This window comes from Paraburkholderia hospita (assembly GCF_002902965.1).
In the GTDB taxonomy this organism is placed as follows: Bacteria; Pseudomonadota; Gammaproteobacteria; order Burkholderiales; family Burkholderiaceae; genus Paraburkholderia; species Paraburkholderia hospita.
The window spans coordinates 1,642,882-1,656,912 of the sequence record NZ_CP026107.1; the positions used below are offsets into that span (position 1 = coordinate 1,642,882).

The 14,031-nt window shown below is 59.3% G+C and carries 13 protein-coding genes; 2 read left to right on the forward strand and 11 right to left on the reverse strand.

Annotated features, from left to right (window positions below; genetic code table 11):
• The first annotated feature begins 12 nt into the window (after positions 1-12).
• Together C2L64_RS40715 and C2L64_RS40720 are read left to right on the forward strand one after the other, a co-directional pair.
• The gene (locus C2L64_RS40715; protein WP_007579237.1) at positions 13-1,491 is read left to right on the forward strand and encodes an aldehyde dehydrogenase; all 1,479 of its coding nucleotides are present in this window, start codon (positions 13-15) and stop codon (positions 1,489-1,491) included.
• A gap of 157 nt (positions 1,492-1,648) precedes the next feature.
• Complete coding sequence (locus tag C2L64_RS40720) at positions 1,649-2,071, forward strand: PaaI family thioesterase (RefSeq protein WP_007579235.1); 423 nt, start codon at positions 1,649-1,651, stop codon at positions 2,069-2,071.
• A 367-nt stretch (positions 2,072-2,438) separates the two neighbouring features.
• Here the strand turns inward: C2L64_RS40720 and C2L64_RS40725 are convergent, their stop codons facing one another.
• From C2L64_RS40725 to C2L64_RS40775, 11 genes are all read right to left on the reverse strand, one after another.
• The gene (locus C2L64_RS40725) at positions 2,439-2,912 is read right to left on the reverse strand and encodes a VOC family protein (RefSeq protein ID WP_007579230.1); all 474 of its coding nucleotides are present in this window, start codon (positions 2,910-2,912) and stop codon (positions 2,439-2,441) included.
• Positions 2,913-2,985: 73 nt separating this feature from the next.
• Positions 2,986-3,792: an NAD(P)H-dependent oxidoreductase gene (locus C2L64_RS40730; RefSeq protein ID WP_007579229.1), complete on the reverse strand. Its 807-nt coding sequence runs from the start codon at positions 3,790-3,792 to the stop codon at positions 2,986-2,988.
• Positions 3,793-4,102: 310 nt separating this feature from the next.
• On the reverse strand, positions 4,103-4,828 hold the full coding sequence (locus C2L64_RS40735; RefSeq protein WP_079493826.1) for an ABC transporter ATP-binding protein: 726 nt from the start codon (positions 4,826-4,828) through the stop codon (positions 4,103-4,105).
• On the reverse strand, positions 4,821-5,672 hold the full coding sequence (locus C2L64_RS40740; RefSeq protein WP_007578938.1) for an ABC transporter ATP-binding protein: 852 nt from the start codon (positions 5,670-5,672) through the stop codon (positions 4,821-4,823). Before C2L64_RS40740 ends, C2L64_RS40735 begins: the two co-directional genes overlap by 8 nt.
• The gene (gene livM / locus C2L64_RS40745; RefSeq protein ID WP_007578940.1) at positions 5,669-6,952 is read right to left on the reverse strand and encodes a high-affinity branched-chain amino acid ABC transporter permease LivM; all 1,284 of its coding nucleotides are present in this window, start codon (positions 6,950-6,952) and stop codon (positions 5,669-5,671) included. Before livM ends, C2L64_RS40740 begins: the two co-directional genes overlap by 4 nt.
• Positions 6,952-7,869, reverse strand: a complete 918-nt coding sequence (locus C2L64_RS40750; protein WP_007578942.1) for a branched-chain amino acid ABC transporter permease — start codon at positions 7,867-7,869, stop codon at positions 6,952-6,954. Before C2L64_RS40750 ends, livM begins: the two co-directional genes overlap by 1 nt.
• Before the next feature lie 74 nt (positions 7,870-7,943).
• Positions 7,944-9,068: a branched-chain amino acid ABC transporter substrate-binding protein gene (locus tag C2L64_RS40755; protein WP_322790658.1), complete on the reverse strand. Its 1,125-nt coding sequence runs from the start codon at positions 9,066-9,068 to the stop codon at positions 7,944-7,946.
• 766 nt (positions 9,069-9,834) lie between these two features.
• Positions 9,835-11,748 carry an AAA family ATPase gene (locus C2L64_RS40760; protein WP_007578946.1) on the reverse strand — a complete coding sequence of 638 codons (1,914 nt, stop codon included), beginning with the start codon at positions 11,746-11,748 and terminating at the stop codon, positions 9,835-9,837.
• Between the two features lie 475 nt (positions 11,749-12,223).
• Positions 12,224-12,385: a DUF1328 domain-containing protein gene (locus C2L64_RS40765; protein WP_007578949.1), complete on the reverse strand. Its 162-nt coding sequence runs from the start codon at positions 12,383-12,385 to the stop codon at positions 12,224-12,226.
• A 105-nt stretch (positions 12,386-12,490) separates the two neighbouring features.
• Positions 12,491-12,928: a type II 3-dehydroquinate dehydratase gene (aroQ, locus tag C2L64_RS40770; RefSeq protein WP_007578950.1), complete on the reverse strand. Its 438-nt coding sequence runs from the start codon at positions 12,926-12,928 to the stop codon at positions 12,491-12,493.
• A 29-nt stretch (positions 12,929-12,957) separates the two neighbouring features.
• Positions 12,958-14,019, reverse strand: coding sequence for a Gfo/Idh/MocA family protein (locus C2L64_RS40775; RefSeq protein ID WP_039900037.1), 1,062 nt, complete (start codon positions 14,017-14,019; stop codon positions 12,958-12,960).
• Positions 14,020-14,031: the final 12 nt, after the last annotated feature.

Consider the following 14,031-nt stretch of genomic DNA (forward strand, 5'->3'; position numbering starts at 1 on the left):
GAGCGTTCAATCATGCAGCAATTCGAAATGTACATTAACGGCGAATCTGTTTCCGCCTCCTCGGGCGAATGGTTCGATACCGAAAATCCGTTCACGGGCGAAGCATGGGCGAGGATTGCCAAGGGCAACGCCGCCGACGTAAACCGCGCGGTGGAGGCGGCTCATGCAGCGTTCGCTACTGGGCCGTGGGCGCAGATGACGCCAAGCCAGCGCGGTCTCCTGCTGCACCGTGTCGGCGACCTTATCGCACGGGACGCCAGGCGGCTGGCGGAACTGGAAGTGCAGGACAACGGCAAGCTGATCGCCGAGATGTACGGGCAGTGTCAGTATCTTCCGCAGTGGTACTACTACTTTGGCGGTCTCGCTGACAAGATTCAGGGCGCGGTCATCCCGCTCGACAAGAAGGGGTACTTCAATTTCACGCGCAATGAACCGCTCGGCGTCGTGGCGGCGATCACGCCGTGGAACTCGCCTCTGCTCCTCGCGACCTGGAAGATCGCTCCAGCTCTGGCTGCGGGCTGCACTGTCGTCATTAAGCCCTCGGAATTCACTTCGGCATCCACGATCGAGTTCGCGAAGCTGTTCACCGAAGCGGGCTTTCCTCCAGGCGTCATTAACGTCGTCACCGGCTTCGGCAAGGATGTCGGCTCTCCGCTCGTTGAACATCCGCTCGTGAAGAAGATCACGTTTACGGGCGCGGACTCGACGGGGCGCGCCATTAACGAAGCCGCTGCGCGTCAGTTCAAACATGTCAGTCTCGAACTGGGCGGCAAGTCGCCGAACATCGTGTTCGAGGACGCAGACCTTGAAGACGCCGTGAACGGCGCCGTATCGGGCATTTTCGCCGCGACCGGCCAGACGTGCATCGCGGGCTCACGACTGCTATTGCAGGACAGCATCTATGATGCCTTCGTCGATCGGCTTGTGACGCTCGCTCGCACCGCCAAGATGGGCGATCCATCGAATATGGATACGCAGGTCGGTCCGGTGACGACGCGCCCGCAATATCAGAAGGTCCTGTCTTATATCGAAACCGCGAAGGAGGACGGGGCAACGCTGTTGCTCGGTGGCAAGCCCGGTACAGCACCTGAATGCGGCCGCGGCTGGTTCGTCGAGCCTACGATCTTTGGTGACGTGAAAAACAGCATGCGAATCGCACAGGAAGAAGTGTTTGGCCCGGTGCTTTCTATTATCCGGTTCAAGGATGAAGACGAAGCCGTTGCCATCGCCAACGATGTGCGGTTTGGCCTGGGTGCCGGCGTATGGACCAGGGATATCGGTCGATCCATCCGGGTAGCCGAAAAAATCCAGGCTGGCATGGTCTGGGTCAACAGCTACCGCGCTGTCAGCTACATGTCTCCATTTGGCGGCTATAAGGACTCCGGCCTCGGGCGCGAGAACGGCATCGACGCGATCCGGGAGTATCTGCAGACCAAGAGCGTGTGGATCAACACCGGCGTGAAGACTGCAAATCCGTTCGTCATGCGATGAAACGAAGTGCTCGACGGCGTAGCGACCGTTGAGCCGCAACATCCTGATAACGCCCTCGTTGTTCACACGACCGGGGCATTGTCATGTTCAGCCAGGTACATCATGCGCCAGATGCAGCACCGTGCGCTGCGCTCATGCTTTCAACGCGACCGATCAAATGTGTCCTGCTCCCCTTCTGCAAGATTCCCCGCTCGACAATCCTTTCCTCGAAAGTCTCGGCGTGCACCTATCTGTATGGCACGACGGCTATGCGGAACTGACAATGCCGATCGACGCAACCAAGCTTAACCGGCAACGCGTTCTGCAAGGCGGTGCAATCGCCACCTTGCTGGATGCGGCCGCCGGCTACGCGGGAATCTTCTCGATGCCGGGAGAAGTCGAACAGCACGCTTTTACCCTGTCTCTGACGACGAACCTCCTCGACAAGGGTCAAGGGCACCACGTTAAGGCGATCGGCATGCTGGAGCTGGAGCGAAACGGAAGGTCGATCTTCTTTGTGCGCGGCGAGGCGTGGGTCGATGACACGCTACTTGTTGCAACCGCCCAAGGGACGTTCAAGCATGTAGGTGCCCAGCGCTAAGCACCTCTTCAAGGCGCTGTGTGGCGCATATCCGACGTGATCATTCTGGGGAGCACGACCAGTACGGCATACGGCCAAATAAGGCCTTTACCACAAGGCAGCAAGCAACAGGATGGCGGGGTCGATTCGAACCTGGTCCGCTGAATCACTGCTGGACGCATAGAGTTCACGCTCAATCCCGGCCAGCGGATTGAACACGGCGGCGCAGCAAGCCTTCAGTTTTTCCCCGAAAGACACAGCCGCACTACTGTCGATTACATTTGAGCGAGGGGCTGGGTGCGACGGACGCATAAGTTGCTCTCTTCAGAAAGGGGGACCATCGATACTCAGATCGCCCCCTTTGTTCCGCTGTGCGCGCCGGAAGGACTCAGCTCTTGATGCCCTTGCTCGCGTTAGCGCTCGCCTGGCGAACTTCAAGCGTTACACCTGCACCTCTATCAGCGGTGTTGAAATAGGTAAATCCGCTGCGATCGTCGAGTCGCCCCGATCCAAGAAGAGGCAAGCCAGCGTCGATTCCCTGTTGCTGAGCCGCGTCTACGCTGTCAACCGTGAATCCCAGGTGGAAGACGCCTTCGCCCCGTGCATCGAGAAAGCGGCGCTGCGGTGTATCGCCCTGCCCCGGTTGGCACAACTGGATTTGCACGTTATCCAACGTCGCAAACTTGTAGCGCATCTGCAGAAACGCTTCGCGGTTATAGCCGTTGAGTTCATATGCATCCATCGGCGGGAAGTCTTTCCATGGGCCCACACCCGCAGATTCATAGAACGTTACGGCTTTTTCTACATCGCGCACGACGATGCAAACATGGTGCAACTGCCGGAAAATGCCAAGGTCTTTCATACGTACCCTCACCTTCAGTTAACCACAACAACCGCACGCGCTAATGACGCGCGCGCCCCCGGCAATGACCAGATCAACCGGCACTTGCGACCTTGCGGGTGAATTCGTCAGCCGCGTCATCGTGTGCCTGCCCTGCGCCAGGATTCCATTGAAAACCCGAGCGTGCGATCACACCGGGCTTCAGACGTTGGTCCGGACCGTAGTCAGCGAACGGATGGAAGTACAGTGGCTCGGTGTTCTCGATTTGACGAAGACGCGTCGCATAGGAGTCGAGATACGCCTGACGCTCGTCCGCCGACACCCGCGACGGCATCCACGATACGTGTGGAGGCAGGACGTCGAAACCGAGGTAGCGGAAGATCCCATTGTGAATCGGCCAGAGAATGTGATTGATCGCTCCGTCAACGCCGTCGGGCTCATACAAACTGGAGGCAGTGCCCGTCGTCGTCGATACCATCGCTTTCTTACCGTTGAACATCCCCGTGTCGTACTTGCGGCCCGTCGCATAGGCGAACCCACGCGTCATCACGCGATCCACCCAGCCCTTCAGGATGGCGGGCATGCCAAACCACCACATCGGATACTGGAAAATTACCATGTCGCACCAGAGCAGCTTCTGCTGTTCCGCGTGAACATCGGGCGTTGGCGGTGTCGACGTCGTGAACATATGTTCCTGTTCTACCGAAAGATCGAGGAAATCGTCGTTCAAACGGTCGCCTGTGAAATCGTCGACGTTCAGGTCCGCGCGCCAGTTCAGCTTGTACAGATCGCTGACCTGAACTTCGTGACCGAGCGCCTCCAGTGTCGCGACGGCAGTATCCTTGAGCGCGCCGTTGAACGACTTCGGTTCAGGGTGTGCAAATACGATGAGGACTTTCATCCGATAACTCCTGAATTTCTTCGCATTGAAGGCGAGCCATTAACGCCCGTCTTCCTCCTTGTTTCTCGCCGAGGATGGCTCCCCGCTTTTCGAGCTCGTCGCGTAGCGACGACGTCACCTCTTGATCGTTATTCTGCACTGTTCACTGCTCTCCGGCTTGAACTGGTTCAAGGCTGGTGCTGCGGAATTCTGCACAATCTATCGCCACGTGCAGGGACGGGACCTCGCCCAACGCCATCTTCATGAGACGTATGAGGATTCGATGGCGATGCGGATATCCGCCGGATACTCGCCTTCCCCTGCCGCGCGGTCAGGCTGCGTCCAGCTGAGCCGTATCACCCTCCAGATAGGCTGCGCGCACCGCAGGGTTGGCAAGTAACTCGCTTCCCGAACCTTCCAGCGCGATCTCCCCATGCTGGAGAACATATCCGCGATGGGCTACGCGCAATGCGTGGTGAGCATTCTGTTCCACCAGCAGGATCGTCATGCCCATCTGCTCGTTCAACTCCTTCACCACGGAAAAGATCTTGCGGATGAAGAGCGGGGCGAGTCCGAGCGACGGCTCATCAAGCAGCAGCAATCTCGGGTGCGACATGAGCGCCCGTCCGATGGCCAGCATCTGCTGCTCTCCACCCGACAGGGTCCCCGCACGCTGCGAGGCTCGGCTCTTCAGGATCGGAAACATCTCGTACATCCGATCGAGATCCTGCGCAGTCGTGCGCCGATCCGCAGTACAACCCATCAGCAGGTTCTCGAGGACAGTCATCCGCTGGAAGATGCGACGCCCCTCAGGCACCACGGCAATGTCCAGCCTCCCAATCGCATGTGATGGAAGCTTCGTTATATCCTGCCCCTCGAACAGGATCCGGCCACCGCTCGCGCGCGGGACACCGAAGATCGAATTCATCAGCGTCGATTTTCCGGCACCGTTCGCACCGATCAGGGTGACGACTTCGCCTTCGTTGACCCGGAGGTTAACGCCGCGCAACGCCTGAACGCTTCGATAGTGCGCACTCAGATTCTGAATTTCAAGCATGAGCGGACCTCTCATGGGGCATCAGTTCGTCCGACGATGAATCATCGTCTTCGCCAAGATAGGCACTGATGACGTCCGGATTGGATTTGATCCCGGCCGGGCAACCTTCGGCGATCTTCTTGCCGTGATTCAGAACCACGATGTGATCGGAGACCTTCATGACAACGCTCATGTCATGCTCGATCAAAAGGATGCCGATGCCCTGCTCTTTTGCGAGCGACCTGAGAAGCGCCGTCAACTCCGCGGATTCGCGCGGATTCAGCCCTGCAGCCGGCTCGTCAAGGCAAAGCAGGATAGGACCAGCACACATGGCACGCGCAATCTCCACCCGGCGTTGTACGCCGTAGGGCATATCGCCGGCGGCCTTTTCGGCCACATCCCGTACACCAAGCCGCCCCAGCCACGTCAAGGCGTTGTCAATCGCCTGTTCACTCGCACGCTGGTACGATGCCAGGTTGAGTGCGCCCGCGATCGAGAAGCGTGAGGCCTCCTGCAGAGTATTGTGCTGAGCGACCATCAGGTTTTCGAGCACCGTCATACGAGGAAACAGACGAATGTTCTGGAAGGTGCGGACAACCTGTGCAGTGCGCGCCACATTGACGCTGCGCATCGCATCCAGACGCAGTTCGCCACGTCGCGGATGAGACAAGGTGAGCGCGCCTCGTGTCGGCCGATAAAAGCCAGTCAGACAGTTAAAAAAGGTTGTCTTTCCTGCGCCATTCGGACCGATCACCGACGTGACCTGAGCCGCATACGCGTGCATCGAGAGGTTCTCGATTGCGCGCAAACCGCCGAATTGCATGGTCAGGTTTTCAACACGAAGCAAAGGACGATCGATTGTCATTGCTTTGCCTCCGACGGCACGTTGACGGTGGCACGACGGTGGCTAATCAACCCACCCGGCCGCACGATCATGATCAGCACCATCGCCACGCCGAACGCGAGCATGCGGTATTCTGAAAAGTCACGTCCGAGTTCGGGCAATACCACCAGGACGCTTGCGGCAAACACGACGCCGAGTTGACTGCCCATACCTCCGAGCACCACGATGGCCAGAATGGTGGCCGATTCTGGAAACGTGAAGCTCTCCGGCGAAATAAACCCCTGACGCGCAGCGAAAAACACGCCAGCGAATCCGGCAAGCATTGCGCCCGTCGCGAACGCTGAGAGCTTGACGTTGGTCACGTTGATGCCCATCGCCTTGCAGGCGATCTCGTCCTCGCGCACGGCCTCCCACGCGCGACCGACCGGCAGCCGTCGAAGTCGGTTGACGAGCAGGCTGGTCAGAAGCGCCAGTCCGAGGATGAGGTAGTAAAGAAATACAACTCGCTGTCCCGGGGTGTAGTCGATGCCGAACACGCTGGCAAAGGTTGGCCCCTCGCCGGAGGCAGCCATTGGCAAACCGAAAAACGTCGGCTTCGGAATCGACGAGATGCCGTTTGGCCCGCCTGTAAGGTCGCCCCAATTCACCAGCACCAGGCGGATGATCTCCCCGAAACCAAGCGTGACGATTGCCAGATAGTCGCCGCGCAGCCGCAAAGTCGGATAGCCGAGTACCATCCCGAACAACGCTGCAAGGGCACCAGCAACCGGGAGCGCCTGCCAGAAGCCAAATCCGAAGTGCGTCGACAGAAGCCCATAGGTATACGCACCAACAGCATAGAAAGCGACGTATCCCAGGTCTAGCAGCCCCGCAAGACCGACGACCACGTTCAACCCCCAGCCCAGCATCACGTAGATGAGTACCGTCGTAGCTGTATCGACCACATATCTGTTACCGGCAAACAATGCGGGCAGCAGAACGGCGAACGCGACACATCCTGCGCCCAGCCAGGCGAGCGCACCGTTACCCACGACACCTGGAGCGGGCCGTGTCGATGCCCGCCGCTTCGGGGCAATCTTGAACCGGTGCATCACGGTCTGGAGAGCGAACCGCCCGGCAAACGCGATCGCAATGAACGCGGCCAGCAGCGGCCAGCGAGTCTCGACCTGCAATCCGTGCATTCCATCCCGTGTCGTCAGGCCAAGCAACGGAAGACCAATCAGACCGGCAACAACCGATGCCCACAGGGCATCGCGTATCCTCAGTGACAGGTCAGATTCTTTCATCATGGTTGCGCTCATTACACTTTCTCCACTTCCGGGCGTCCAAGCAAACCTGATGGACGAAACATCAGGACTACGATCAGGATGACGAACGTCGCGACGTCTTTGTACTCGGGCGAAAGATAAGCCGCCCAGAATGCTTCGATGAGTCCAATGATGACGCCGCCAAGCATGGCTCCCGGTAGCGAACCGATGCCTCCCAGGACTGCCGCGGTGAACGCCTTGATGCCCGCCTGGAAGCCGATCGAGAAGTCCACTACACCGTAGTAGAGCGTCACCATCACGCCAGCGACCGCTGCCAGGCCCGCACCGATCATGAAAGTCAATGCAATGATTCTGTCGACGTTGTAGCCGAGGAACTGCATCATGCGCTGGTCCTGTTCGCACGCACGCTGCTGCCGGCCGAACGAGGTTCGGTTGATAAAAAGCGTGAACCCGCACATCAGTAAAACCGTTACGGCGACGATCAGGATCTGCGTGTAAGAGACGTACGCACCGTGATGACCTTCCGCTGCAATCAGATTCACGCCACCCGTCACCAGCGGCTGGATCGACTTCACCCGTGCGCCCTGTGTGATCTGCACTGCGTTCTGAAGGAAGATGGATATCCCGATGGATGAAATCAGCGGTGCCAGGCGGCTCGAACTGCGCAGCGGACGATAGCCGACGCGCTCCACCGTCCAGCCGAATGCCGATGTGAGTGCGATGCAAACGACAAGCGTGATCGCGATACTCGCGACCACCGACGATATGCCGGAACTCGCCACCAATGTGAAGCAGGTCACGGCAATGAAAGCGCTGACCATATAGATGTCGCCGTGCGCAAAGTTGATCATGCCGATGATGCCGTAGACCATCGTATAGCCGATCGCAATCAGGCCATAAATGGCACCCAGGGTGATACCGTTAATCAATTGCTGCAACGCCTGGCTCATGTCTACTCCGGTGAGGCTTGTTCGGAGGCGGTGCAACGTACACGCACCGCCGTATTTCATGGCAGTCCAGGCGCTTACTTGTTGACGTACTCGTAGTTATTGCCTTTCCATCGATAGACGACGTAACCGGGGCTTTTGAGGTCCCCCTTCGCGTCGAAGTCGACCGGGCCCACGACCGTGTTGAAGCTTGCGTTGTGCAACTGCTTGACGACTGCCGCGTAGTCCGTCGAGTTCGCGCGTTTTGCAGCATCGGCGAAGACCTGCATGGCAGCGTACGAATACAGCATGTAGCCTTCAGGTTCGATCTTTTGCGCCCGCAATGCTTCTACGACTTTCGCTGCAGCGGCGTTCTTTCGCGGGTCTGGCGGGAAGGTGAAGATGACCTTGTTGATTTCGGGTCCCGCCGCATTGACCAGCTCGTTGTTGGTCAGGGTATCGCCGCCGATCAGCGCCAGCTTCAGGCCCGCCTGGGCGGCCTGCCGCAGAATCAGCGCAACCTCCTGGTAGTAGCCACCGTAGGCAAGAACCTCGACGCCGTTTGCCTTGAGCTTGCTGACGAGGCCCGAGTAGTCCTTCTCTCCCGCGGTGATCGACTGGCGTAGTACGACGGGGGTCTGTTTTGCCGAAAGTTCCTTGGCGATTTCGTCAGCGAGCCCGCCGCCATAGGCGGTCTTGTCGTCGACGACGGCAATCTTCTTCCCCTTGAAATTCTCAGCAATGTAGTCGCCCGCTACCTGCCCTTGCTGATCGTCCCTGCCGGTAATACGGAAGATGCCCTGGATGCCGCGCTCGGTAATTTTCGGGTTAGTCGAAACGGTCACCTGAGGAATCTGAGCATCGTTGTAGACATCCGATGCGGGCAACGTCGAGCTGGAGCACCAGTGTCCGTCGACGAATGCAACTTTCTTATTCACGAAGCTATTGGCGACCGAGACAGCCTGCTTCGGATCACATACATCGTCGCCCACGACCAGATCCACTTTCTGGCCAAGCAAGCCGCCGGCCGCGTTGATGTCCTTCACAGCCTGCTCGGCGCCTTTTCGGAACTGCTCGCCGCCCGACGCATATTCGCCCGTCATCGGACCCGCAACCCCGACAACGAGGTTTGCACACGCGGCAACTGACCAGGTCAGTGCGAGGCCACCCAACCCGATCCCCGCAACTACGTTCATTGAATGCTTCAGGCCGTTCATTCCCATCTCCAAGTGCTCGCTTTCGACGCGGAAACGATCGGTGCTTACTTCGATCGCCTCCTGTGGGGCCTCGTTAATCACGAGGTTGCCTGGAGGTTGCCGAAGCCAAAATTCATCCGGAATTTGATTGTGCGAAAGTTGGGATTAGGCCGTGGTTAATGATGCGAAATCCGTTTGCCCCATCGCGGAAAACTGCACATTTGGGCACTATCGCTGCCCGTCGGGGGCATCTCTCAAGCTGCTAGTGAAAACCCCAAGACGCTGTGCTGGAGGAGGAATTGGGAGCGTGCGGGATGCGATGCAAATGAAACTTCCTTTCGCCGAGGACTAAGATGCACGTGACCGCGAGTCGTTTTGGTGGTCGCTGCGGGAAATAAGAGGTGCTGTCCTGCATGCGGCCGGCAGTGTGGTTGAAGGAGGCCACTTACACTTAAGTCACCGCCCTTGAGCGGGACAACCACGACGATCATCCATCGAACTGGCGCGCTACACGCGACAGGCCGTCCGGTTTATGACGGTTGGGGGCAGAGGCTGGTCGGGTAACCGAAGGGCTATGTGTCGACGGCGCCCGTATCCGATGAGATCGACGACGCTGCAGCAAAAGGCAATGGCGTCGGCTAACTAGAGCGAACCGGCCGCTCGAATGACCGTGTGGCGGTTATGGCGAACGACGCCTTCTGGGGCCGAACCCGGCCACCGGAGATGGCGTGACGTTCGCCTGCTCGTCGTCGTGTGGCGCAGAGAAACAGGCGTAAATCGCTTTGTGAATCGCTTACGCTGCTTCCGGCTGCTCCGCCAGATGCAAGCCGTCGCGGCTCGTCTTGTGCGCTTCGATCAACCGGTAAACCGTTTCACCCGGCACCGTCTCCGATTCGAGCAACTGGTCGGCAATGGCTCGCAGCACGGGCTCGTTGTCGCGCAGCAGCGCATAGCATGCGTCGCTCAGATCCTTGAGCAGGATGTTCGCGTGCTCGATGGCGCCCTTCATCTGCAAACCCGCGTATTGCGCAGGCAGCGCAGCCAGGCTGAACAGATTGCCGTCCGCGTTGAAGCCGAACTTCGACACCATGTCGAGGCTGATGCGCGAGGCTTCCTGCAAGTCCGACGCGGCACCGCTCGACGCTTCCGAGAACATCAGCAATTCGGCATTGCGCCCGCCCAGCAGCACCTGAATCTCGTTGCGCATTTCGGTTTCGCGGTACAGGTGCTTGTCCTGCGTCTTCGTGATCAGCGCGACGCCCAATGCGCCGCCGCGCGGCAGAATCGTCACTTCTTCGAGGATGCCCGTGTCAAGCAGGGCCGCAACGAGTCCGTGTCCGGCTTCATGAACGGCAATACGGGTGCGCTCTTCTTCCGTGAGCGCACGTTCCGCGCCGTTCACATCGCCGATACGTGCAATCTTGATCGCTTCGACGAAATGCTTCGCGGCCACTGTGTTGTCGCCCGCCTTGCGTGCGACAAGTCCAGCCTGATTGACCACCATCGCGAGCGTCGCGGGCGACAGGCCCGTGGTCAAACGCGCGAGCTGATTGAAATCGATATCGTCCGCCTTCGAGGTCAGCCGCTCCGCATAGAAGCGGATGATATCCGCGCGATCTTCGAGATCGGGCAGACGCACCTGCACCGTGCGGTCGAAACGGCCAGGACGGCGCAACGCTTCGTCGAGATTGTCCGGGTGATTCGTCGCCGCGACGATAATCACGCCCTCGTTCGATTCGAAGCCGTCCATCTCCGCGAGCAACTGGTTGATGACGCGATTGCTCTCGGCTTCGACGGGCCCGCCGCCCGTATCGGTGCGCTTCGCGAGGCCATCGGCTTCGTCGATGAAGATGACGGTCGGCGCGTTCTTGCGCGCGAGTTCGAACAGATGCTTGACCTTCTGAATGCCGACGCCGTAGTACTTCGCGCTGAAATAGCTGCCCGTGATCGAAATGAAATTCGCGCCGCACTCGCCCGCGAGCGCCTGTGCGAGACGCGTCTTGCCGACGCCCGGTCCACCCGTCATCAGGATGCCGCACGGCGCGCGCACGCCCATTCCCGTGAACTGTTTCGGATTGGTCAGATAGGCCTGGATGTCGGACAGCGCGGCCTTCGCCTCGCCTGCGCCGATCACGTCTTCGAATGAAAGCGCCGGCGTTCTTTCGAGCAGACGCGCGCCGCTCGTCATTTCGCGGCGCATGAACCACACGAGTCCGCCGATCAACAGCAGCGGCAGCAGTACGCTGATCGCGTCACGAGCTTTGTCAAAAGCATCCATCCAGCGCGCGGAGCCGGTGTGAATGTCGGCGTCCGGCAGATACACCATTTGATACGGCGAATGCGCATCCGCTTTCATTTCGCCCAGCAGCAGCGCATTCGAGAAGGCGCCGTTGTGATCGGTGACGTAGTACTTCGCTCCATCTGCCGTCGACACGAGAATCGCATTCGGACTCACGCCGACTGCCGTGACGTTGTGCTCGCGAATGTCGCGCAGCATCTCCGACGCATCGCGCTCCTGATGTGTCCACGCCGTCGTGTCCTTGCGCATTTCGCTCGCGACGCCCGTCAGTACCGGCGAGCCTTGCACGTTACGCTGATCGTGACGCAGATGCAGGAACGTCACGAGCGCCGCGAAGGCCGTCGCGGTCACGCCAAGCATTACATAGCGGCCGTAGCGCGACCAGAACGTGTTCTTTGCCGGTTTCATCAGTTGATTCCTAAAACGGGCCACATCGTGGCCGACGCGCATTTGCGCGGACAAAATAAAACGGAGCACGCGCGCGCGATGCGCGTAACGGGACTGGATTGGAATGTGGCCGCAGCCGCGAACGAGGAAGGGACCAGTTCTTTCGTGCAATGACGTCGGTAAAAAAGACACGCTTATGCGTCCCTCTTTCGACCGCTGTGTGTCTATCGCATTATGCCCAGGCTTATGCCATTTCCAAAACGGTAGAAAAGGGCGTATTTAAGGGCTGATTCGCGCAATCGAACCGATTGGCCTTATAGAAGGCACATTGCGGGAAGAAGTACCAATTGATGTTTGGATGGCAAAACACTTTTATCTTCGCAAGGCAGCGAAGACACATCACGCGGACGTTGCATCCGCGACCGGGTCGGTCATACGAAGATCGAAGATCGGGCCCAGGCGAACCGGAAGTGGTCCGCCTGGGCCCGAGATAACGTCAGCGTCTCACGACACCCATGAGCAACGTGACGATAAAGATGACGAGGAACAGGACGAACAGGATCTTCGCGATGCCGGCCGCTCCCGCTGCAATCCCGCCGAAGCCGAATACAGCAGCGATCAGCGCAATGACGAAGAAAACCAAGGCGTAATAAAGCATGTTCCGACCTCCGTTGCTTGAGTTATGGTCCCGGGCTGCTTGCGCGGCGACGTCCAACCACTTGAGCAAGCCGTGTACCTGACGCGAAGTAACGGAGTCTCGAAACTACGCAAGCGCGGCAACCGCCGCGCGCAAACCCAGCAGATAGCTGTCCACGCCGAACCCGCAAATCTGGCCCTTCACGATCTCCGCGAAAACCGATTGATGGCGAAACGGCTCCCGCGCATGAATGTTCGACATATGAATCTCGACGACAGGGACGGTCAGAATCGCGAGCGCGTCGCGAATCCCGTAGCTGTAGTGCGTCCATGCGCCGGCGTTGATCAGCACGGCGTCCGCGCCGTCAGTGAATGCCTGGTGAATGCGCTCGCACATGTCGCCTTCATGATTGGTCTGATAGCTTTCGACCTCGACATTCAACTCGCGCCCCAGCGCCTGCAAGGCACCGTCGATTTCCGCGAGCGTCACCGTGCCGTACTGCGCCGGATCGCGCTTGCCGAACATGTTGTGATTGATCCCATGCAGCATCAGTACTTTTTTCATGTGTCCTCCGTTGGTTCGAGATCAGAGCATCAGACCGTCGCGCTGACTCGCGTATCGATGATCGCGCCGGTTCGAGCCGATTCCGCGATGGCTTCCGTAATGCGCAGGTTTTGCAGGCCATCGCGCACGGTGACGAGCGGCTGCGCGCTGCCTTCAATCACGTCGCAGAAGTGATCCAGTTGCCGCTCGAGCGGGTCCGTTCGCTCGATGCTCGCAGTGGACACCTGGAACGGCTTCCACCACGAGCGCTCTTCTTTAGTAGCGTAGGTCTTCAGGCGCATCGTGGGCACCGACAATGAACCCATGTCGCCCGCGATCACGTAGCAGTCTTCGTCGTCGTAGGACGCATAGCTCTTGTTTTCCTGCGAGGTCTGTTCCCAGCTACGCGGCGAAGCCGCCGTGTCCGACAACAGAAACGTGCCGAGCGCGCCATTCTCGAACCGCAGATTGATCGCCACCGTATCTTCGACGGCAAACCCGCGCGCCGCGTTCGACGCGAACGCCTGCACCGCGACGATCTCGCCGCACAACGAACGCAGATTGCCGATCTCGTGAATCATGTTGATGAGGATCGGGCCACCGCCCGCCTCGCGCCGCCACGGCGCGGCGTCGAAGTATTCGTCGGGTTTGAAGAACACGGCGCTGCCCATCACGCCGACAACCTTTCCGATCCGCCCTTCCCCGATGATCTCGCGCGCCTTCGCGAGAATCGGGCTGTGCGCTCGATGATGGCCGACCAGAAGCGGTACGCCGGCCTCATCAGCCGCGGCGCGCAGGCGTTCGCCTTCATCGAGTGTATGCGCGACGGGCTTCTCGATCAGCGCAGGAATACGCGCGCCGATGCATTCGAACGCCTGCTCGACATGCAACTGGTTCGGCGTGGCAAGCACCACGCCATCGGGACGGCTGGCGGCGAACAGTTCGCCGAGCGTGCGAAAGAGCGGCACGTCGGCCTGTTTCGCCACTTCCTGCGCGGCGGGACCCGGATCGACGATTGCAGCCAGGCGGCAACGCAGACTCTGCTGGATCAGTTCGATATGACGTCGGCCGATAAGCCCGGCGCCGGCGACGGCAAGCTGCATTTGTCTCATGATTTCGTCGTG